We start from the raw sequence: 19,645 nt of genomic DNA on the forward strand, positions 1-19,645 counted from the left end.
TTGCTTGGCGAGGCCGTCCCCGCAGCGTGGAAGGCAAGCCGGGTCGTCCCGGTGCCACACTCCAGAAAATCTGTCATGGTAGCGACATGAAGGCCTGCAAGGATGGCCAATGTCGGGTAACACGGCAAGCCTCTAATAATGGAGAACGTGACATGCCTCATCTGCTGCGACTTCCGCGTGAACTGGAGGAACGTCTCGAGCACCTCGCCCAGGCCACCGGCCTGAGCAAGACGCTGCTTATCGAACGCTGCCTGGAAAGCGGTGTCGCGTCCCTCGAGGCCGAACTGCTACTGGAGGGGTCCCACTCTACCCGGGCGGCCACCAGCATCGACCAGCTGCTGCGCGAGAGCGGGCTGGGGGCGTGAGCGGCCAGGTTCACGCCTCAACGTCCCCCCCGCCTCCCGGGTAACTCGGCCGCTGGGGGAGAGGTCGACGGCACCTCCGCGGCGCGCCGGGGCTCGGCAGCCTGTCGCCAGCACGCTCTCACTCGGCTCTCGCCGTAGGCTGCCAGGCATACCGCCGCCGTGCCCGCCACAGGCTGAACATGAACAGCAGGAAGCTGGTGGCCATCGAGGCCGCCAGGGAGAGCGCGAACACCACCATCCCGGGCAGCAGCCCCACGCCGAGATAGCTCACCGTACAGAAGGCCAGCAGGCTGAGCATGCCCCGCTGGGTCATGCTCACCGTCATGCGTGCCACCTCAGCCCCGTAGCGTTCATGCAGCGCCCAGGCGATGGTCAGGATGCCGGCCGGAAACCCCAGGATGATGCCAGAGAAGCCCGGTCCCGCCCGGGCCGCCAGGGTGGTGGCAATGCTTACCAGCCCACCGGCCAGCAGGCCCCGCAAGAGCAGGTCGAGCCACCCCGAGCTCGCCACCACTACCGGCTGCCCCAGCCTGAGCCAGCGATTGATCCCTTCGGCCACCAGCAGCACCGCCAGGTAGGCGCCCAGGGCGCCCATCAGCCCACCCGGCAGTTGGGTGAACAGCAGCGCCGCCGGTACCCACAGCAGGCTCGCAAGGCTCAGGCTCTTCAATGCCGATAGCCGGGCGGCGCTGATCACGAAGCAGACCGTGAACAGCAGCGTCGCCACCAGTGCATGCAATGTCGAGAGCACCGCCTCCTGCACGAAGGCCGGAGCCTGTTCGCGCAGCATGAAGAAGTAACCGGGCCCAAGGATCACCGGGGTGCCGGCCAGGATGCCGCCCAGGCGCGGCCCCACCCGGGCCACCGCCAGGGCGACGAGGATGACGATGCCGGCGGTGGCCAGCAGCTTGAACAGCATCGGCTCTAACATCTGGGTTCCTGTTCAGGGGGTGGACAGCCGGTTAACGCCGGTGATAGTGCCATTCCAGACCATCTCATAGTGAGCGGTCTGGACCATGGAGATCACCGGTTTCGGGGTCAGCAGCGCCCAGCAGGCGGCACCGGGACGGCGTACCGAGCGGTAACGAAGCCCCGGCAGGCCGGCGCGTTTAACGCTTTGCCCCAATGTCCGGGCCGCCGTGTAGTCATCCGGGTCATAGATCGGGTGAGTTGCCCGGAGTCCGAGAGCATCCAGCATGGCTGACTCATGGAATCGGCATTTCAAGCCACGCAACACGAAGCGCTCATAGTTAAGATCGGCCACATTGCGCCAGTAGGCCTCCTGATGATGCCGCACCTCGGACAGTGCCGTAGCCATGGCATCAGCAATATATAGAACACCGTACTCTCCCGAGCTGAAGCGCGACCCTGCCGGATTGACGTGGGTGAAAGGTGCCACGGCATAGGAGCAGCCCGGGGTATCAAAGGGGATCTCCTCGATGGGCAGCAGACTCAGGTCCCCCACCTCGGCGCGTAGCCGGGAGTTGGTCAATGCCTGGAGCTCATAGAGAGCCTGGAACTCATCCGCACTGGCGACATCGTCGAAGAGGTGGATGGGTGGGAACTTGGAGTTGACCAGGCGATAGCCCTGCTGCTCACCCGCCACCAGCCGCGGTAGCGATGACAGTGCTACCACTGGGCGCCTCGCAGGCTATCGATATGGCGAAAGACATCGTAGAGCGCCAGGATGTTGCCACCCGAAATCACCTCGAGCGGCGAGCGTCCATGGAACGGCGCATTATGGTTGGCCATGGCCATAAAGCCATAGAGGTTGCAGGGATTGTCAAAGAGGACCCGCAGGCTTGCATGGAGGTTAAGCACCAGGCTGACACGTGTCAGCTGATCCTCGTCCAGGCTGACCCGCCACTCGGGGTCAGCTCGCTTGGCCCGGGCATAAGTACTGCGCGATACCCTCAGGATTGCCGCGACCTGTTCACCGCTCGCTCCCCATTTCTCCAGTATCGCGACGGCAGTCTTCAACCCAGTGGCACTTTTCGACCTGTCGGTTGCCGGTGCTTCCATGGTGGCCATGGTTAACCCCTTTGCGCCATGTATCTACAGACACAATAATAGCATAAACCCATCACGAGACACGGAACGTTCTAGTCGAAGACCTGACGTGGATTGCGCGGGTAGAACCGCTCGGGCTGACGCTCCACATGGGGGAAAAAGCGGGTGTCCTTGTAGGGCATCTTCATGAAGCCGGAGACGCCGAGTCCCTCGATCAGCCCCACGGCAGCGAGGATCTCCTCCAGCCGGGCACGGAACTCGGCCTCCCGGGAGGGATCCAGCAGGCGGTAGTAGCTGTGGATCTTCAGATGCGCCGGCAGCGCCTCGAAGATGATCATGCCGGTGTGGTGGATATCGTTGAGGGCCTCCAGCGAGGTGATGATCGCCTCGGGCAGCACCAGGAACTCCTCGGGGTCGGGGCCATCCTCGAAGTAGCTGTGCAGGCGCGCCCGATCCTCCAGTTCCGGCACCGCACTCACCTCGTAGTGCAGCCGCATGCCCGGCTCGATCTCGAACGACTGCTCCGGGCTCTCACGCTCCAGGTGCAGAGTATCGCGGGCATTGAACAGGCAGCTCTTGAAGATCCCCCGACGGTAGATGGCCCGCGCCAGGTTGACCATGTTGTTGACCGCGGCGATGAAGGCCGGCTTCAGCGCCGGATCATGCAGGTTCAGGGTGGTGTCGATATACACCCCGTCGCTCTCCCAGCGTACCGCCAGCCCCCCCACCACCGGATAGCGGCCGAGGCGACTCACCGCGGCGAGGAAGGCCTTCTCGGTCTCCCCCATGCCCTGCATGAAGTTCTTGTAGTAGCGATCGAGCTGCACGTCATTGACGTCGTTGAGGGTCTCCGGCGCGCCCTCCTCGCGCAGGAAGGCCTTGCGCGAGCTGTACACCACGGTATCGATCTCGCGGCTGGTGGGGCGCGCCCACACCGGCACCAGCGCCGCCTCGGCGGGCTCGGGCAGGTCGATCATCACGGTGCGCGCCAGGCGCGGCATCTCGCGAATGAAGTGGTCACCGGCCTTGAGACGCAGGCGTGGATCGGGGTCGAGCATGCCATCGAGCATGCGCGCGAACTCCACCGGCAGGCCCAGCGAGGTGGCCGGGATGGCGTGGTAGCCGAAGCGACAGGACTGCGCCGAGGCCAGCGCATACAGGGTGCCTGCGGCGCCCTGCTCGTCGAAGCGCGGCGAGGAGAGCGCCCCGTTCAACTGCTCCTCGCCGATGAAGTAGACATCCCCCAGCCGGGCGTTGGTCTGCTGCAGGTTGTCGGACATCAGCTCCATGACATTGGAAGCCACAAACTGCTGGTTGGCATCGAGCTGGGCGAACACCGAGGAGCCCCAGTCGATCAGGGCGATGGTCTCGTCGCGGTCATCGAAGACCAGGTTGGAGGGCTTGATATCGCCATGCACGATGGGCTTGCCGGCGGGGCCCGACTCGCGCCGCAGACTGCGCAGGATATCGGCGAGCTGGTCGGCGATGCGCACGATCAGCCGCGGCGAAAGCCGCCCCTCGCGCAGGGAGACCTCCTCGAGGTTCAGCCCCGGCGCGCGCTGCATCACCAGAATCGACTGGTGGCGCACCCGCTGATAGGCGATCAGCCGCGGCACCCGCGGATGGTCGACCTGCTCCAGCATGAAGGCCTCCTCCTCAAGGCGATCCTGCAGATGCTGGGGCAGGTTGACCCGGGTGAACTTGAAGACGTACTGGTCCCCCACGGCGGTGACGCCGGCGAAGACGAAGCCATAGGCGCCCTTGCCGACCAGCTCGATATTCCGATAGCCAAGCTGCTCCAGCTGCTCCTGGCAGAGCGCCACCCAGGCCTTGAGCTTGCGGGCGTCGTCCTGGCTGAGCAGGTAGACCGACTGCTCCTCGGGGATATAGAACTGCTGCAGGGGCGCCTGGGGCATGGTCTCAGCTCAAGTGAAGCAGCATCGTCTCGGGTGCTTCCAGGTAGCCCTTCCAGGCATTGCAGAAGCGCGCGATGGTGCCGCCGTCGATGACCCGGTGATCGCCGGCCCAGGTCACGGTCATGATCGCCCGCTTGACCACCCGATCCTCGGCATCGAAGCGCGGCAGCCACTGGGTCTTGCCGATGGCGACGATAGCCAGCTCCGGGGCATTGATGATCGGTGCGGCGTAGGTGCCGCCCAGGGCGCCGATATTGGAGATGCTGATGGTGCCCTCCCGCAGGTCCTCCTGGGCCACCTTGCCCGAGCGTGCCGCCTCGGTAAGGCGCGCGACCTCGGCGGCGATGTCCAGCAGCGATAGCCCCTCCACCCCCTTGACGTTGGGCACCAGCAGGCCGGCACGGCTATCCACCGCCATGCCGACGTTGACCGAGGGCAGGTAGTGGATCTCATCAACCGCCTCGTTGAGACGCGCATTGAGGATCGGCGCCTCGCGCACCGCCAGCGCCATGGCCTTCATGAAGAAGGGCATCAACGTCAGGCGCACGCCCTCGGCCTCGGCGCGGGGCTTGAGCCGCTCGCGCAGTGCCAGCAGCTCGGTGACATCGATCTCCTCCCCATACTGGAAGTGGGGAATGGTGCTGGCCGCCTCCACCATGCGCTTGGCCATTACCGCGCGCACGCCTCGCAGCGGCTCCACGCGCACCTCACCCTGCGCGGGGGACTTCGAGGAAGCGGCCGTCGCCTTCTCGCCGGCGACGCTCGCCTTGCCCTGCTCGAGCTCGCCCTTCTCTAGATAGCTCAGCACATCCTCCTTGAGCACGCGCCCCTGCTTGCCGCTGCCGGGGACCGTTTCCAGTGAGAGGCCGTGCTCGCGCAGCAGCCGTCGTACCGCAGGCGCCGCGGGGATCCGTCCGTAGGGGCCCCGGCCAGGCTCTGAGGGGCCGCGGCCAGGCTCTGCCTCCCGTGCATCGCCACTATCGTCGGAAGATACACTTCGGGTCACAGGCTTCGGCCCTGGCTCGGCGGCGCCGGAAACCTCGCTACCCTCGCCTTCGACATGTTCCGGGCGGTAAGCATAGAGCGGCGCATGGACCCGGGCGATCTCGCCCTGGGCAACATGCAGCTTGCTCACCACCCCCGCCTCGGGGGCGGTGATCTCCACCAACGCCTTGTCGGTCATCACGTCGACCACCGGCTGGTCCTCGGCGATGGCCTCGCCCTCCTGGACCCGCCACTCGACCACCTCGCACTCGACGATCCCCTCGCCCACATCGGGCAGGATAAAGTCCTTGCTGGCCGCGCTCCCGGTGGCTGCCGGCGTAGACGACGGCTTCGGCGCGGCCGGTTCCTCGGCGGCACTGGTCGACGGCTCGGCCGCCTCGGTGGTTGCCTCACCCTCGGCCTCGTAGGCGAACAGCGGGGCATGCACGCGGGCCGTATCACCCTTCGCCACATGCAGCCGGGTAATGCGCCCCGCCTCCGGCGCGGTGATCTCCACCAGCGCCTTGTCGGTCATCACCTCGACCACCGGCTGGTCCTCCTCGATCACGTCGCCCTCGGCCACGCGCCACTCCACTACTTCGCACTCCACGATACCTTCGCCGATATCGGGCAGCATGAAATCGCTCATCTGGTTCACTCCTGTCCTGGTCGCTTCCGATATCGGATCAGAAGGCCACGCTGGCCCTGATCGCTTCGAACACCTTGAGGTGGTCCGGCAGATACTCCTTCTCCAAAGTCAGCGGGAAGGGGGTATCCAGGCCGGTCACCCGGGCGATGGGCGACTCCAGGTAGAGGAAGCAGCGTTCCTGAACAGTGGCGGCAATCTCGCCGGCGAAGCCGCCGGTCAGCGGCGCCTCGTGGGTAATCACCAGCCGCCCGGTCTTGAGCACCGACTCCACCACGCTTTCCTCGTCCCAGGGCAGGATGGTGCGCAGGTCGATCACTTCGCAGGAGATGCCCTCCTTCTCGGCTAGCTCCACGGCGCGGTCGATCACTTCCATCTGCGCTCCCCAGCCGAGCACGGTGACGTCGGTGCCTTCGCGGGTCACCTCCGCCTCGCCGAGGAGCAGCTGGTAGTCCTCCTCGGGCACCTCGCCGGTGGAGGCGCGATAGAGACGCTTGGGCTCGAAGAACAGCACCGGATCCGGATCGCGGATCGCCGCCAGCAGGAGACCCTTGGCCTGGTAGGGATTGCGCGGCACCGCGATCTTGAGCCCCGGCGTATGCGCGAAATAGGCCTCCGGCGACTGGGAGTGGTAGAGCCCGCCGGAGATGCCTCCGCCGTAAGGAGCACGGATGGTCAGGCCGCCGACGTTGAACAGGTCACCGGAGCGATAGCGGAACTTGGCGGTCTCGTTGACGATCTGGTCGAAGGCCGGAAAGATGTAGTCGGCGAACTGGATCTCCGCCACCGGCACCGAGCCCTGGGCGGCCAGGCCGTTGGCGAAGCCGATGATGCCCTGCTCCACCAGCGGCGTGTTGAAGCAGCGCGTGCGGCCGTACTTCTCCTGCAGGTGGCTGGTGGCGCGGAAGACGCCGCCGAAGATGCCGACGTCCTCGCCGAAGCAGAGCACCTTGTCGTCCTCGGCCATGGCGATATCCAGGGCGTTATTGATCGCCTGCAGCATGTTCATGGTCGGCATCTCACTCCCCTCCCTGAGCATCGGCTGCGCTTTCGTTGTCGCGAACCTTCACGTCCGGGTCGAGGGAGCGCGCCCCCTTCGGGTAGCTCTCCGGATACTGGCGGATATGGGTCTTCAGGCGGTCGAGCTGGCGCTGCAGCGCCGGGGTGACGTCGGCATAGACATCGCTGACCAGGCTGTCCAGCGGGGGCGGCGGGCGCTTCTCGGCGCGCTTCATGGTCTCCAGCACCTCGCGGCGCAGCGACTCCTGCAGCGCCTTCTCCTCGTCGTCGTTCCACCACCCCTGCTCGGTCAGCCAGTGCTGCATGCGCAGGATCGGATCCTTCTCGCGCCAAGCCTCCTCCTCCTTCTTCGAGCGATAGCCCGAGGGGTCGTCCGAGGAGGAGTGGGCCGCCAGACGATAGCTCATCGCTTCGATCAGCACCGGCTTGTTGTGCTCCACGGCGATGCGCCGCGCCTCGCGGGTCGCCGACAGCACCGCCAGGATATCGTTGCCGTCGACGCGGATCACGTGCATGCGGTAGCCGAAGGCCCGCGGCGCCACGCCATCGGCGGCGAACTGCTCGATGGAGGGGGTGGAGATCGCATAGCCGTTGTTGCGGCAGAAGAAGATCACCGGCACCTCGTGCACCGCGGCCATGTTGAGCGCGGCGTGGAAGTCGCCTTCCGAGGCGGCGCCCTCGCCGAAGAAGCACAGCGTGCAGTGGCCCTCGCCGGCGAGCTTCTGGCCGTAGGCGTAGCCGGCGGCCTGGGGAATCTGGGTGGCCAACGGCGAGGAGATGGTCATGTAGTGCAGCTTGCGCGAGCCGTAGTGGATCGGCATCTGCCGACCCTTGCCGTAGTCGAGCTCGTTGCCGAACAGCTGGTTCATGAACTCGTCATAGCTGAAGCCGCGGTAGACCAGCGCACCCTGCTCGCGGTACTGGGCCATGATCATGTCGGCATCGTCGAGTGCCGCGGTGGCACCGATGACCGCGGCCTCCTCGCCAGTGCACTGCATGTAGAACGACAGCCGCCCCTGGCGCTGGGCCGCCATCATGCGCTCGTCGAGCACCCGGGTGGCCACCATGGCGTGATAGATCTTCAGCGCCTGCTCGCGGGAGAGCTCGGGCGCCTCGGCACTGTCATACAGGCTGCCGTCCTGCTTCAGCAGGCGGAAGGTCGGAATGGAGAACTCGTCGCCGCTGAGGAACTGCGGCGAATGGATATCTTGTGTCGTTGTCATCTTGTCATCCTCTCCCCCTTTTGAGGGCAGTGTTGTCGCTTGTCTCGCCCCTTGCCAGGAGGATCACTCCCGAGGGATCAACGCAACCCGAGATGACGTTAACGTAAACTGGCGAGTATCGACAGCAGAAAAGCCTTCACCTTTGGTCGATATCAGCAGACGATATTACTGCCTTGCTGGCACCAACCGGGCAAACAAGCTATCAACCGCCAGCGCCAGCAGGCCGATCATCACGGCGCCTTGAAGGATATAGGCGGTATTGCCGTTGACGATGCCGGCGATGATCGGCGCGCCGAGGTTGCTCGCCCCCACCGTGGCCCCCAGCGCTGCCGTGGCGATGTTGACGGTGACCGAGGTGCGGATGCCGGCGAGGATGATCGGTGCCGCGAGGGGCAGCTCCACCTGCCATAACCGCTGGCCGCCGCCCATGCCCATGCCGCGAGCGGCCTCCTCAACCGCGGGATCGAGCCCTTCCAGTCCCGCCAGGGTATTGCGCACGATCGGCAGCAGCCCATAGAGCAGCAGCGCCACGATGATCGGCCAGGTGCCAAAGCCCAGCACCGGCACCGCCAGGGCCAGCACCGCCACCGGGGGGAAGGTCTGTCCCATGGAGGCGAACTGCGCCACCAAGGGCAGGAAATCGCGCCCCCCGGGGCGCGTCACCAGGATCGCCGCCCCCACCCCGATCACCACTGCCAGGCCGGAGGCGATCGCCACCACCTGCACATGGCGCGCCAGCAAGGTCAGCAGGTCGGCCTGGGGGTAGAGAAGCCGGCGGGCATCGGGTTCGCTCCAGCGCAGCAGCGGCTCGAGCCACTCGCCCCCCAGAGCCAGGGCCAGCAGCAGGGCGAGCCAGACCAACGGCGCGGACCAGCGTGTCAGGAGGGCCATGCTCACGTGTCACTGCCTCCCTCGCGACCCGCCCCGACGATACGCCGCAGCGAGAGCTCCCCCACTGGCATCGCCTCGTCGTCGACCACCGCCAGCCTGTCGGCATGTTCACGGAACATCACCGCCAGGGCCTGGCGCAGGGTGGAGTCGCGATGCACCCGGGCCTGGGGCGGCAGACGCGGCGAGAGCGGTTGCATGCGCTCGGCGACCCGAGTGATGGCGGCCTCCTTGAGACCGCGATCATCCCCGCCCAGCAGCGACGCCACGAAGTCGTCGGCCGGTGCCCGCAGCAGCTCGAGCGGCCTGCCCTGCTGGACGATGCGTCCGGCATTCATCACCACCAGGCGGTCGGCCAGCGCCAGAGCCTCATCCATGTCGTGGGTCACGAAGACGATGGTCTTCTGCAGGCGTGACTGCAGGTCGCGCAGCTCGACCTGCAGCCCCTCGCGGGTGATCGGATCCAGGGCGCCGAAGGGCTCGTCCATCAGCAGGATATCGGGATCCGCCGCCAGCGCCCGAGCCACCCCCACGCGCTGGGCCTGACCACCCGACAGCTGGGAGGGGTACTTGTCGGCGAACTGCTCGACCGAAAGCCCGAGCAGCGCCATCAGCTCCTCTACACGCGCGTTGACCCGGTCCGCCGGCCACTTGAGCAGCCGCGGCACCAGGCCGATGTTGCGGGCCACGGTCCAGTGCGGAAAGAGCCCAGTGCTCTGGATGGCATAGCCGATCCGGCGGCGCAGGATCTTCCCGTCGAACTCGCGAATCGGCCGCCCATCGATATGGATCTCGCCGCCATCATGCTCGATCAGGCGGTTGATCATACGCAGGGTGGTGGACTTGCCACAGCCCGAGGTGCCCACCAGGGCGCACAGCTCACCCCGATTCACCGTCAACGAGATGGCATCCACCGCCGTCTCGCCACCGAAACGCTTGGTGACACTCTTGAGTTCGATCATGGGGTGGCTCCCGGGGCCAGGTCGGTGCGGTGATCGAGGCGCCGCGTCAGGGCACCCAGCAGGGCATCGGCGGCCAGCGCCATGACCAGTATCGGCAGGGCGCCTAGCAGCACCAGATCCATGGCCGCCTGACCCAGCCCCTGGAAGATGAAGGTGCCCAGCCCCCCGGCGCCGATCAGCGCCGCCACGGCGGTCAAGCCGATCGCCTGGACGGTGGTGATGCGCACGCCCTCGATGACCACCGGCAGGGCCAGCGGCAGGCGCACCTGGCGAAACACCTGGCCTCGGCTCATGCCCATGCCGCGCGCCGCCTCAAGTACGCCGGGATCCACCTCGGAGAGGGCGACGAAGGTGTTGCGTACCATGGGCAACAGGCTATAACCAAGCAGCGCCAGGAAGGCCGGTGCCCAGCCGATCCCGCTCACCCCGAATGCGGCGAGCCACTCGAACCGAGAGGCGAGCCAGGCCAGCGGCGCCAGTAGCAGGCCAAACAGCGCCAGGCTGGGAATGGTCTGCAGGAAGTTAAGAAGCGCGAAGCCGATACGCTCGACACGCGGATTCTGGCGCATGGCCAGGGCAATGCCCGCGCCCAGCAGCAGGCTCGCCCCCACGGCACCACCCACCAGCAGCAGGTGGTCGACCACCGCCTCGACGAACGCACTGCGGCGGCCAGCCAGCTCCTGCCAGAGCGCCAGTGGCTCGAGCCAGCCGGCCGCCAACCACCAGCCGCCCAGCACGGGCAGCATCAGCAGCGCCAACCGCCAGCCGGCAAGGGCAAGGCGCGTCCGCAGCTCAATCAACAGCAGCGAGAGCCAGAACAGCATCAGCCACCAGGCCGCGCCGATACCCAGCCGCGCCTGAGGCAGCTCGGGGTCGAGGCGCTGCTGAGCCATCAGCGCCAGCCAGGCTGGCAGTGCCAGTAGCAGCAACAGGGTCAGGCCCAGCGCCAGGCGATAGACATTTCGGCCGGGCCGCCAGGCCAGCATCAGAAGGCCTAGCAGCGGCAGACAGCTCACCAGCGACAGCGGCCAGCCGATGGCCGATGTGATGACGTGGGCCGTGCCGGGCACGATGCGATTGGGGGCGATGCTCCCCAGAGGGAGCGAAAGCCAGGTCACTAGCGCGACCAGCGCCAGCGACAGCATCACCCGGTTGATAGGCGCATCCCTGCGCAGCACTCGCCTACTCCTCCAGGCTGGAGAGGAAGTCGGCGGCCACATCGGCCGGGGCGCGCCCGTTCACCGCCACATCACCGTTGAGCCGCTGAAGAGTATCGAGGTCCAGGGCCGCGAAGACCGGTGCCAACAGACTTTCGATCTCCGGCCAGGCCTCCAGAACCTCGGCACGCACCACTGGCGCCGGCTGGTAGACCGGTTGAACGCCCAGGGTATCTTCCAGTACCACCAGATCCAGCGCCTTGAGGCCGCCATCGGTGCCATAGGTCATGGCGGCATTGACGCCGCTGGTCTGCTGGGCAGCCGCGCGCATGGTGGAGGCGGTATTGCCACCGGAGAGCACCAGCAGCTGGTCATCATCAAGTTCGAAGCCATAGGCCCGCTGGAACGCCGGCAGGGCCTGCTCGGACTCGACGAACTCGGCGCTGGCGGCCAGCTTGATCTCCCCGCCCTCGTCGAGGAAGGCCGCCAGGTCCGCAAGGGTGGCCAGCTCATGTTCCCGGGCCAGCTCTCCACGCACGCTGATTGCCCAGGTGTTGTTGGCCGAGGCCGGCGTCAGCCAGGTCAGGTCGTTCTCGGCGTCCAGCTCACGGACCGTCTCATAGGCGGCCTGGGGATCGTGCCAGACGTCGCTGTCGGTCATGTCGAAGAAGAACGCCCCGTTGCCGGTGTACTCGGGGTAGAGGTCGATCTCACCGGCCAGCAGCGCCTCGCGCACGATACTGGTGGCGCCCAGCTGCAGGCGCTCCTCCACCTCGACACCGCCGGCCTCGAGGCGCTGAATGATCAGCTCGCCCAGCACTGAACCCTCGGTATCGATCTTGGAGGAGACCGTGACCGGTTCCTGGGCATGCAGAGGCGTGGCGGCAAGTGAAATGGCGGCGGCGAGGCTGGCGATGGGAAGCAGGGCGTGTCGCATGGCGAAATACCACCTGGCGGTTCATGGATGTACGCTGAAGTATAAGGAAACCTGGGAATACCTGCAGTGTTCCACCGCCAACGCACAGGAAGCTTGCATGCCCACCGATGCCCTGCCCCTGCTGGATCGCTGCCATCACCCGCTGGTGCGTGATCTGGCCTGGGTGCTGCTGGCCCCCGACCTGATCCGCATGCCCTGGCCGGGCCGCCCGAGCCGGGAAACCCTGGGCCTGGAGGACGATGAACGCACCGCCCGCTGGCTGGATACCCTGGAGGCCTGGCCGCAGCCGCTGGAGCGATGCGTCGGCAACACGCTCAAGGGCCGCATGGGGCTCTACCACGAGCGGCTCTGGCAGTTCCTGCTGGCCTGGGCACCGGGCACCGAACTTCTCGCCCACAACCTGCGCATCATGAGCGGCAAGCTGACCCTCGGCGAGCTGGACCTGCTCTATCGACGCCATGGGGAAGCCTCGATCACCCACCTTGAGGTGGCCATCAAGTTCTATCTGGGGCTTGTCGAGGGGCCGGGCGACCCCCAGAGCCAGGCGCGCTGGATCGGGCCGGGCGGCGCCGACAGCCTGGCCGGCAAGCGCGAGCACCTGCACCGCCGCCAGCTGCGCCTGACCGACCTGCCCGAGACACGGGACGCCATCAGGGCCAGACTGGGATTACACCGCCACAGAGGCGACGGGCTGGCGAACCTGCAGCGTCAGGTAGCCATGCCCGGCGTGCTCTTCGTTCCCTGGCAACGACCCTTGCAACCGCCGCGGGAGGCGACTCACGACCATCTACGCGGATGCTGGCTCTACTGGCGTGACTGGCACCGCTACCGCGACGGTCTGCCCCGCGGCATCCATGGCACCCGGCTCCACAAGCCCCACTGGCTCGCCTTGCCCCGCCCCGAGCACCTGCTGCGCCTGCGCGACCTGGAGGCTCAGCTCATCGACCACTTCCGGATCCCGGCCGCCCCGCTGCAGATCGCCCTATGGCACCCGGACGCCGGCTGGCAGCGTCTCTTCCTGGTCGCCGACGACTGGCCGAGGCAGATCCCGCTGCCACCCTATCCCGACAGCTGATGCCCCGGCGGCAACCGCAGGTCGCCTAGTAGAATCTCGATGAGCTGCTCCTCATGCAGCGCGCGGTCTCGACTTTCCATGGCACTGCGCAACTGCGAATCCCACACAGCCTCGAGGGGCTTGCCCTCCAACGGCTTGCCCTCGAGATGAGCACAGGCCTCCAGATCGGCTCCCCCCATCCGCCAGGGTCGCATGGCGAAGCGCGCCAGCAGGGCGTTGGCGATACTGATGCCCGGCCAGTCGAAGTCACCGTGGTAGTACAGCACCGCGCCGGCAGCCTCCAGCTGTTCGAGCAGCGTGAGCACGGCGGCACCGGGACGCCCCCAGGTGGTCACCAGCGGAGCGCACCCGGTCCCCAACCGTTCGGCGGCTTCAGCGACCACTGCCGGGTTTTCACAGACGAAGACATCACGCCCCTCAACGTCCCACTCCGGGGGATGACGCAGCAGCTGACGTAAGGTCAACCAGCTGGGCTCAGCAACCCGAAGGTAGTGTTCAAGCGCCGCATCCACACCTTCACTGCCACGCACGGGAAGGCCCAGGGTCAGCACCGCACTGGTGATATCGCCGCCCAGCAGCACACCGGCATGGGCCCAGGTTGAGCGCTCATCCGGATGCTCCAGCGCCACACCCCCACGCCAGTGGCGGGCCAGGGCGCGGCGTACCAGGGCCGAGACCGGCTGGCCGGCATCCAGTGCGTGGGCATCACCCAGACACTCGGCGGCCAGGGTACTCAGCGTCAACCCCTGTGCTGGCAGACGCTCGAGTACCGAGAGTGCCTGTTCGAGTAGGCGAGCGCCCTGCTCTTCACTACCACCGGTCAGGCGCTTGAGCTGGCCGCCCCTGCACAGGTCCGCAAGCCAGTCGCTCACCCCCAACCGTTTGGCATCAGTATGATAGGAGTCAAGCAGCTCGTCCCAGCGTTGGCGTGCCGCATCGCGCTCGGTCCGAGCATCAACCAGCGGGCCATCCAGCGCCTCCAGGGCGCTTTGCAGATCTGTCGACACACCGGCCCGCGCCAGCGCACGGGAGAGGACCTCGAGCTCCACGCTCAGTGACTTGCCCTGGCGCGGAGGCCGCCCCACCAGGCGCTCCACGGCGTCACGTTCCAGCTCGCTGGCCCGGCTCAGGGTCAGGCGGCCACCCCCCTCGCGCAGTAGCTTGCCTCTCAGGCGCTGACGCAAGCGGGCAAGCTCTGGACCGCCCAGCAGCCGCCGCAAGCGATCATGATCCACATCATCGGTCACGCCGGGATCTGCTCTCACTCGACGGCGACGATCTGGCGTTGCTCGGGAGAGAACTCGACACCGATGATGTGGAACGGCTTGCCCACCGAGCGGTATTTACCGTTGAAGATATCGGCGAAGGTCTGGATGCCGATAGGCAATTTTCGCTTGGCCATTGGACCTCCTTTCTCACAACATTACCTTACGTCAAAGGCGACACATCAGCCCTAATGATATATTCGTATACAGTACAGGGCATTCGCTCCTGCCTTATAGACGCCTCGCAAAAAGCAACCTGGCCAGGAGGCCACACATGTCGGAACGCTTTCACCGTCTGGACTGGCTCAAGGCCCAACTGGACCAGCACCGACCTTTGCCGCCCCAGGTAGTTGAAAATCTGCATGATTCTCTTGTGCTGCAATGGACATACCATAGCAACGCTATCGAGGGGAACACACTAACCCTCAAGGAAACCAAGGTCGCGCTCGAAGGCATCACCGTAGGGGGCAAGACCCTCCGCGAGCACTTCGAGGCGATCAACCACCGAGAGGCAATTCTGATGGTGGAGGAAATGGTCAGCCAGAACGCTCCTCTCTCGGAATGGTTGATCAAATCGCTGCATCAACTCGTGATGAAAAACATCGACGACAAGCATGCCGGAGCCTACCGCCAGAGTAATGTGTTGATCTCAGGGGCAGAGCACCGACCGCCTGAAGCCCATATCGTCCCCCAATCCATGAGTGACTTTATCGCTTGGTATCGTGACGATGCAGAGCGGTTACACCCAGTTCAGCGTGCCGCCCGTGTGCACGGCGAATTCGTCAAAATTCATCCCTTCATTGACGGTAACGGCCGTACCTCGCGCTTGTTGATGAACCTTGAGCTGATGAAGGCCGGTTTCCCCGCAGCGTTGATCCAGATCGAGCAGCGCCTAGCTTACTATGAAGCCTTGGATACTGCCCACTGCAGCGGCGACTACGAGCCGTTTCTTGCGTTGCTCAGCGAGAGCGTGGAGCGCAGCTTTCAACCCTACTGGTGGGCACTGGGCATAGAAAAGCAGATCGAGGACGCGCTAGAACAGGCTGTCCATCCCGCCCGGCGCTGACATCTGCGCTGGTTCCGCAACCTCTTGCGGCGCCTGACTGACGGGCACCTCGTCTCTTGTCCGGCGCCGGCCGTCCCATTTCCAACGGGTCACATGCACGGCATCAACCCCTTCGCGACGTACCAGCTGGGCGATGGCCAGGCCCGGCACATCGGGGTAGCAACCCCACTCACGCTCCGAAGTCATCACGGCGTCGAGATCGAACTGGGCCAACAGCCCCATGCTCTTGGCTCGGGCGTCGTCGTCGATCCCCGCAAACACTTCGTCGAGCATTACCAGACGCGGCGCATGCTCATGGGCGCTGCCATAGTGGCTGGCCGCTGCAGCAAATAGCGGCAAGGTGATCACCAGGGCGCGCTCGCCCCCGGAGGCCGGGCCATAGGCGGGGCGCCACTGGCCGTTCTGATGGCGTTCCACCACGAAGCGGTGCCAGAAGCGGTAGTCCAGGGCGCGTTCGAGTATTTCCTGCAGGGCACCGCCCTCGTCATTGGCCCGTGCCTCCTCGATGCGCCGGCGCAGGAAGTCCCCCACTACCTCACGATCTTCTACCGACCAAGCATCTAGGGCCTGACGCCGCAGCCGCTGGCAGACATCCTCCAGCCCCGCCGGGGCGGTCATGCCACCGGCGCTCTGTCCCTCGCCAAGTGGCTGCCAGCGGATGCGCAGCCGCATACCGGTACTGGTGGGACGACTCTCCAGCTCGCCGTTCATCTCGCGTACGTGACGCTCGGTGTCGGTGATGCGCTCCTGGATGTGGCTTGCCACCTCGTCGATCAGGTAGTTCTCGAGCAGCTCACGCTCCCGGGCATTGAGCAGCGCCTGGCGTTGATTGATTTCGTCGTTGAGCTGGCGATGCAGGGCATCGGGATCCTGGCGACGCCCCTGGAAGACGATACGCACCAGCAACAGGTCGTCCCGGGCTTCGGCGATGCAGTCGTGACCGCCGCGGGAGAGCACATCGGTGAGCAGCTTGATGTGCTCGTGCAGCCGCCCCTGGTGGGCGTGCCAGCTCTCGTCATCGGCATTGATAGCGGCGGTAGCCTGGGCGGCGGCCCGAGCCAGGCGCACAGCAGGGTCTGCCGCCCAGGAGCCAGGCGCCTCCTCGTCCATGAAACGTTCCGGCGCAGCCACCCGCAGCAGTCCCTCCTCCACCAGGGACCGGAAGTCAGCGATCCTCCCTGCCCGACGTTCGTCCAGTTCGCCCAGGCGCTGCTCGCCCTGGTCCACCTTCTCGGCGAGGCGTGCCACTTCGCCGAGAAGAGTCTCGTAGCGTGAGGCGAGCTCACGCTCCTCTTGTACCAACGCCTCGCTGCGCTCCTGAAGGGCCGCCAATTGCCGCTCCAGCTCCTGCACCTCGGCCCCCATGGTGTCGCGCAGGGTATCCCGGCGCACCTCCGCCTCACGAGCCTGCTCCTCGGCCTCGGCCTGCTCCCGCTCGGCCTGGGCCAACGCCTCACGAGCCAGCTGGTGCTCTTCCTTCAGTTCGTCACAGCGAAGCCTGGCCTGCTGCCAGGCCGTGATGGCCTGCACCAGTTCGCTGATGGCGAGCCGGTAATCATTAAGCGCGGACTGAAGGCGGGCCAGGGACTCACGTTCGGCCGGCAGACGCAGATCCTCGGCGGCGAGATACAGCTCGCCGCGCTGGGCCTCCAGCATCTCGCGGGCCTCTTCACGTTTGGCCTGGGCGTGCTCCAGACGCTCGGCTTGCGTATCCCGAGCGCGCCGCGCTGCCGCCTCGGCGGCGTGGGCGTCACGCAGGGCCTGGGCACTGGGACGACGCTGCCACTCCTGGTCGATGACCTCGAGACACGCAGCGAGCTGCTCGAGCTCGGCGGTGATGCCGTCAGCCTCCATGGCAAGGCCCTCCAGCATCTTGGCAATCTCTGCCAGCCGGCGCTGACGTGCCGCTTCCCGGGCAGCGTGACCGATATAGACCGCTTCGTCCTTGCCCCACTGCCCGCCAAGCGGACCCAGCCGCCAGGCACCTTTGGGACTCACCCAGGCAAAGGTCTCGGAAACACCCAGGCCAATGCTAGCCAGCAGTTTCTCGACCACCGCCAGGCTCACCGGAGAATGCTCGGGAAGGTCGGGGCATAGGGCGGAGGCCAGGCTCTCCTCCCCCACTCGGATGGCGCCATCGGCGAGCGGCGTGAGCAATGTATCCCAGGTGCCGGGGGCGAGCAGCTCGCCATCCGGCAGCACCCAGGCGTCCAGCAGCCCAGAAGCCTCCAGGGCCGCCTCCAGCCCGGCACGCTGTCTCGCTTTGAGGCCTGCCTTAAAGTCCACCAGTTGCCAAAGCGGGGCGCCGGGACGAGCCTCACGACCACCCTCGCCCCGGGTGTGGGGCGTGGGTGGCACTCGCGCTTCACCTGTTTCCAACCGCTGTCGCTCTTGCTCGAGTTCGCTGCGCTCGAGGTCTAACTCTCGATGCCGTTGTTCCAGCGTATGACGTTGCTGGCCCAGCGCCTCGCGCCGGGCATCTCGCGCCATGGAGAGCCCTGCCTCGACAGGGTCATCACCGCTCAGGTGATCGCACCAGGGAGCGAGCTCGGCGAGCAGCGCCTCAGGATCCTCGGGTTTAAGCTCCTTCAGGGCGACGCAGTATTCACGCCAGTCAGCTTGAAGGGCTTCAGCCGCCTCGGCACGCGCACCCGTCGCCTCCTGGCACTCTTCCTCGCGACTCGCCAGGGTCTCCTCCTCCCGGCGCGCCGCATCCTCCACCCGGTGGAAGGCCCGCTCGGCCTTGTCGATCTCATCGAGGCGGCGGTTGAGGTGTGTCACGCCCTCCTCGCGACGACGCTGCAGGTCCCGCAGCGCCTGCTGCAGCGACTCTACACCCCGGGCATCGGGAGGCGCCTGCTCGCCCGTTTCCGCCGATAATCGCGTGGCGATTTCTCGACGATGGTCGCCGCCCACACCCGCCGCATCGGCCAGCGCCGCGCTCTCATCGCGGCGTGTCTCCAGATTCGCGACGCCGCCCTTCAATGACTCTTCGGCCTCCAGGAAGCGGGCCTCGGCTCGCCGGTCGCTCTCGCGATCCCGGCCGAGCCGTCGATGTTCGAGGTCAGCGCGAGTTCTGCGCTGACGCGCCAACTCATCGGCATTGCGCAGCGCCTCCGCCGAGCGCATCGCGTCGCTGGCTTCCAGGGTGCGCTGACGTGCCGCCAGCTCCCGCTGCTGCTCGGCGAGGACCTCGCGGGACTCACCCAACGCCTCGCGACTCTCCCGCGCCTCTGCGTGGGCCTGGCGATCGCGGCCCAGCTGCAGGCGCACCCTCTCATATTCGGCGTGGGCAGCGGTCAGGAAGTCGGCCCGGCGGCGCACCGCGATGCCGGCATAGTGGCGGTAGTGGCCCAGGAAGGCCTCCACCGCACGAGCCGTCTCCTCCAGCCCCTGTATCTCCTCGCGGTAGACATCCAGGCTGCGATAGGCCTCGGCCACCTCACCAATCAGGCCTCGTCCGAGGGGTGGCAGAGCATCGCTGAGGGCCTGGGAGAGACGATTGGGGTCAGGCTTCTTGGCCAGCTGTGGCTGGCGCAGCTGCAGCAGCAGGTCGAGCAAGGCGCCATAGCGCTGCTCGCCCAGATGAAAGAGCCGTTCATCGATGGCACGCCGATAGTCGGCGGCACGATCATACAGCTGCCCCACGTTGCCCAACGCCTGGCCAAGACGCTCACGACTCACGCTTCTCCCGTTATCGATCAGGAAGAGATCACGCCCGACGCGTTGTGGGGTGGTGAAGAACCAGGAGCGCACCGGTCGCCCCGCGACTGCCTTGAGCCCACAGCCCACCGTGAAGGTCTCGGGCCCCTCATCCCCCAGGCGCCCGAACTCTAGCCAGGTGTAGCCCAGGCGTTCCTGATACTCGCCCACCAACAGGTTCCACTCCATGCGCTTGGCGCTGTCGCCATCGGGCTCCACCCGCGAGGGAAGCAACTGGCCATCGAGCAGAAACGGCAGGGTCAGCGCCATCACCTTGGACTTGCCGGTACCGTTGTTGCCGCGCAGCAGCAGCCGCCCGTCGTGGAAGTGAAAGACCTCCTCGTCGTAGTAGAAGATCTCCACCAGGCCACAGCGCAGGGGCTGCCAGCGGGTGCTCTGCGGTTCGGGAAGCTCACTCATCGGGGCGGA

At 66.3% G+C, this 19,645-nt stretch carries 17 protein-coding genes; 3 read left to right on the forward strand and 14 right to left on the reverse strand.

What is annotated here, in order from left to right:
* The first annotated feature begins 152 nt into the window (after window positions 1–152).
* Complete coding sequence (locus tag ACJ7IV_RS08245; protein ID WP_483863971.1) at window positions 153–365, forward strand: hypothetical protein; 213 nt, start codon at window positions 153–155, stop codon at window positions 363–365.
* Window positions 366–483: 118 nt separating this feature from the next.
* Here the strand turns inward: ACJ7IV_RS08245 and ACJ7IV_RS08250 are convergent, their stop codons facing one another.
* The 11 genes from ACJ7IV_RS08250 to osmF all read right to left on the reverse strand — a co-directional run bounded on the left by ACJ7IV_RS08250 (window position 484) and on the right by osmF (window position 12,108).
* Entirely contained in the window at window positions 484–1,296 is an 813-nt protein-coding gene (locus tag ACJ7IV_RS08250; RefSeq protein WP_483863972.1) for a hypothetical protein, read from the reverse strand.
* 12 nt (window positions 1,297–1,308) lie between these two features.
* A complete protein-coding gene (locus tag ACJ7IV_RS08255; protein ID WP_483863973.1) occupies window positions 1,309–2,001 on the reverse strand; it encodes an RES family NAD+ phosphorylase in 693 nt (230 codons plus the stop codon).
* On the reverse strand, window positions 1,995–2,396 hold the full coding sequence (locus ACJ7IV_RS08260; RefSeq protein ID WP_483863974.1) for an antitoxin Xre-like helix-turn-helix domain-containing protein: 402 nt from the start codon (window positions 2,394–2,396) through the stop codon (window positions 1,995–1,997). The genes ACJ7IV_RS08255 and ACJ7IV_RS08260 overlap by 7 nt, the downstream gene beginning before the upstream one ends.
* A 71-nt stretch (window positions 2,397–2,467) precedes the next feature.
* A complete protein-coding gene (locus tag ACJ7IV_RS08265) occupies window positions 2,468–4,291 on the reverse strand; it encodes a protein kinase domain-containing protein (RefSeq protein WP_483863975.1) in 1,824 nt (607 codons plus the stop codon).
* Window positions 4,292–4,295: 4 nt separating this feature from the next.
* A complete protein-coding gene (locus tag ACJ7IV_RS08270; RefSeq protein ID WP_483863976.1) occupies window positions 4,296–5,924 on the reverse strand; it encodes a dihydrolipoyllysine-residue acetyltransferase in 1,629 nt (542 codons plus the stop codon).
* 37 nt (window positions 5,925–5,961) lie between these two features.
* Window positions 5,962–6,939, reverse strand: a complete 978-nt coding sequence (locus ACJ7IV_RS08275) for an alpha-ketoacid dehydrogenase subunit beta (protein WP_483863977.1) — start codon at window positions 6,937–6,939, stop codon at window positions 5,962–5,964.
* 1 nt (window position 6,940) lies between these two features.
* Window positions 6,941–8,164, reverse strand: a complete 1,224-nt coding sequence (locus ACJ7IV_RS08280) for a thiamine pyrophosphate-dependent dehydrogenase E1 component subunit alpha (RefSeq protein WP_483863978.1) — start codon at window positions 8,162–8,164, stop codon at window positions 6,941–6,943.
* A 165-nt stretch (window positions 8,165–8,329) separates the two neighbouring features.
* The gene (locus ACJ7IV_RS08285; RefSeq protein WP_483866563.1) at window positions 8,330–9,055 is read right to left on the reverse strand and encodes an ABC transporter permease; all 726 of its coding nucleotides are present in this window, start codon (window positions 9,053–9,055) and stop codon (window positions 8,330–8,332) included.
* A 2-nt stretch (window positions 9,056–9,057) separates the two neighbouring features.
* Window positions 9,058–10,014 carry an ABC transporter ATP-binding protein gene (locus ACJ7IV_RS08290; RefSeq protein ID WP_483863979.1) on the reverse strand — a complete coding sequence of 319 codons (957 nt, stop codon included), beginning with the start codon at window positions 10,012–10,014 and terminating at the stop codon, window positions 9,058–9,060.
* Window positions 10,011–11,189, reverse strand: coding sequence for an ABC transporter permease (locus ACJ7IV_RS08295; RefSeq protein ID WP_483866564.1), 1,179 nt, complete (start codon window positions 11,187–11,189; stop codon window positions 10,011–10,013). Before ACJ7IV_RS08295 ends, ACJ7IV_RS08290 begins: the two co-directional genes overlap by 4 nt.
* Window positions 11,190–11,196: 7 nt before the next feature.
* Window positions 11,197–12,108, reverse strand: a complete 912-nt coding sequence (osmF, locus tag ACJ7IV_RS08300) for a glycine betaine ABC transporter substrate-binding protein OsmF (RefSeq protein WP_483863980.1) — start codon at window positions 12,106–12,108, stop codon at window positions 11,197–11,199.
* Window positions 12,109–12,205: 97 nt separating this feature from the next.
* Here osmF and ACJ7IV_RS08305 point away from each other — a divergent pair, with 97 nt between their 5' ends.
* On the forward strand, window positions 12,206–13,183 hold the full coding sequence (locus ACJ7IV_RS08305; RefSeq protein ID WP_483863981.1) for a DUF1853 family protein: 978 nt from the start codon (window positions 12,206–12,208) through the stop codon (window positions 13,181–13,183).
* Here ACJ7IV_RS08305 and ACJ7IV_RS08310 read toward each other — a convergent pair.
* Both ACJ7IV_RS08310 and ACJ7IV_RS08315 read right to left on the reverse strand, forming a co-directional pair.
* Window positions 13,168–14,430: a TIGR02679 family protein gene (locus tag ACJ7IV_RS08310; protein ID WP_483863982.1), complete on the reverse strand. Its 1,263-nt coding sequence runs from the start codon at window positions 14,428–14,430 to the stop codon at window positions 13,168–13,170. The two genes, ACJ7IV_RS08305 and ACJ7IV_RS08310, sit on opposite strands and share 16 nt — an antisense overlap.
* Window positions 14,431–14,444: 14 nt before the next feature.
* The gene (locus tag ACJ7IV_RS08315) at window positions 14,445–14,585 is read right to left on the reverse strand and encodes a hypothetical protein (protein ID WP_483863983.1); all 141 of its coding nucleotides are present in this window, start codon (window positions 14,583–14,585) and stop codon (window positions 14,445–14,447) included.
* Between the two features lie 137 nt (window positions 14,586–14,722).
* Between ACJ7IV_RS08315 and ACJ7IV_RS08320 the strand changes: the two genes are divergently transcribed.
* Window positions 14,723–15,514, forward strand: coding sequence for a Fic family protein (locus ACJ7IV_RS08320; protein ID WP_483863984.1), 792 nt, complete (start codon window positions 14,723–14,725; stop codon window positions 15,512–15,514).
* Here ACJ7IV_RS08320 and ACJ7IV_RS08325 read toward each other — a convergent pair.
* Window positions 15,482–19,636: a TIGR02680 family protein gene (locus tag ACJ7IV_RS08325; protein ID WP_483863985.1), complete on the reverse strand. Its 4,155-nt coding sequence runs from the start codon at window positions 19,634–19,636 to the stop codon at window positions 15,482–15,484. The genes ACJ7IV_RS08320 and ACJ7IV_RS08325 overlap by 33 nt on opposite strands.
* Window positions 19,637–19,645: the final 9 nt, after the last annotated feature.

Source organism: Halomonas sp. C10-5, assembly GCF_057169305.1.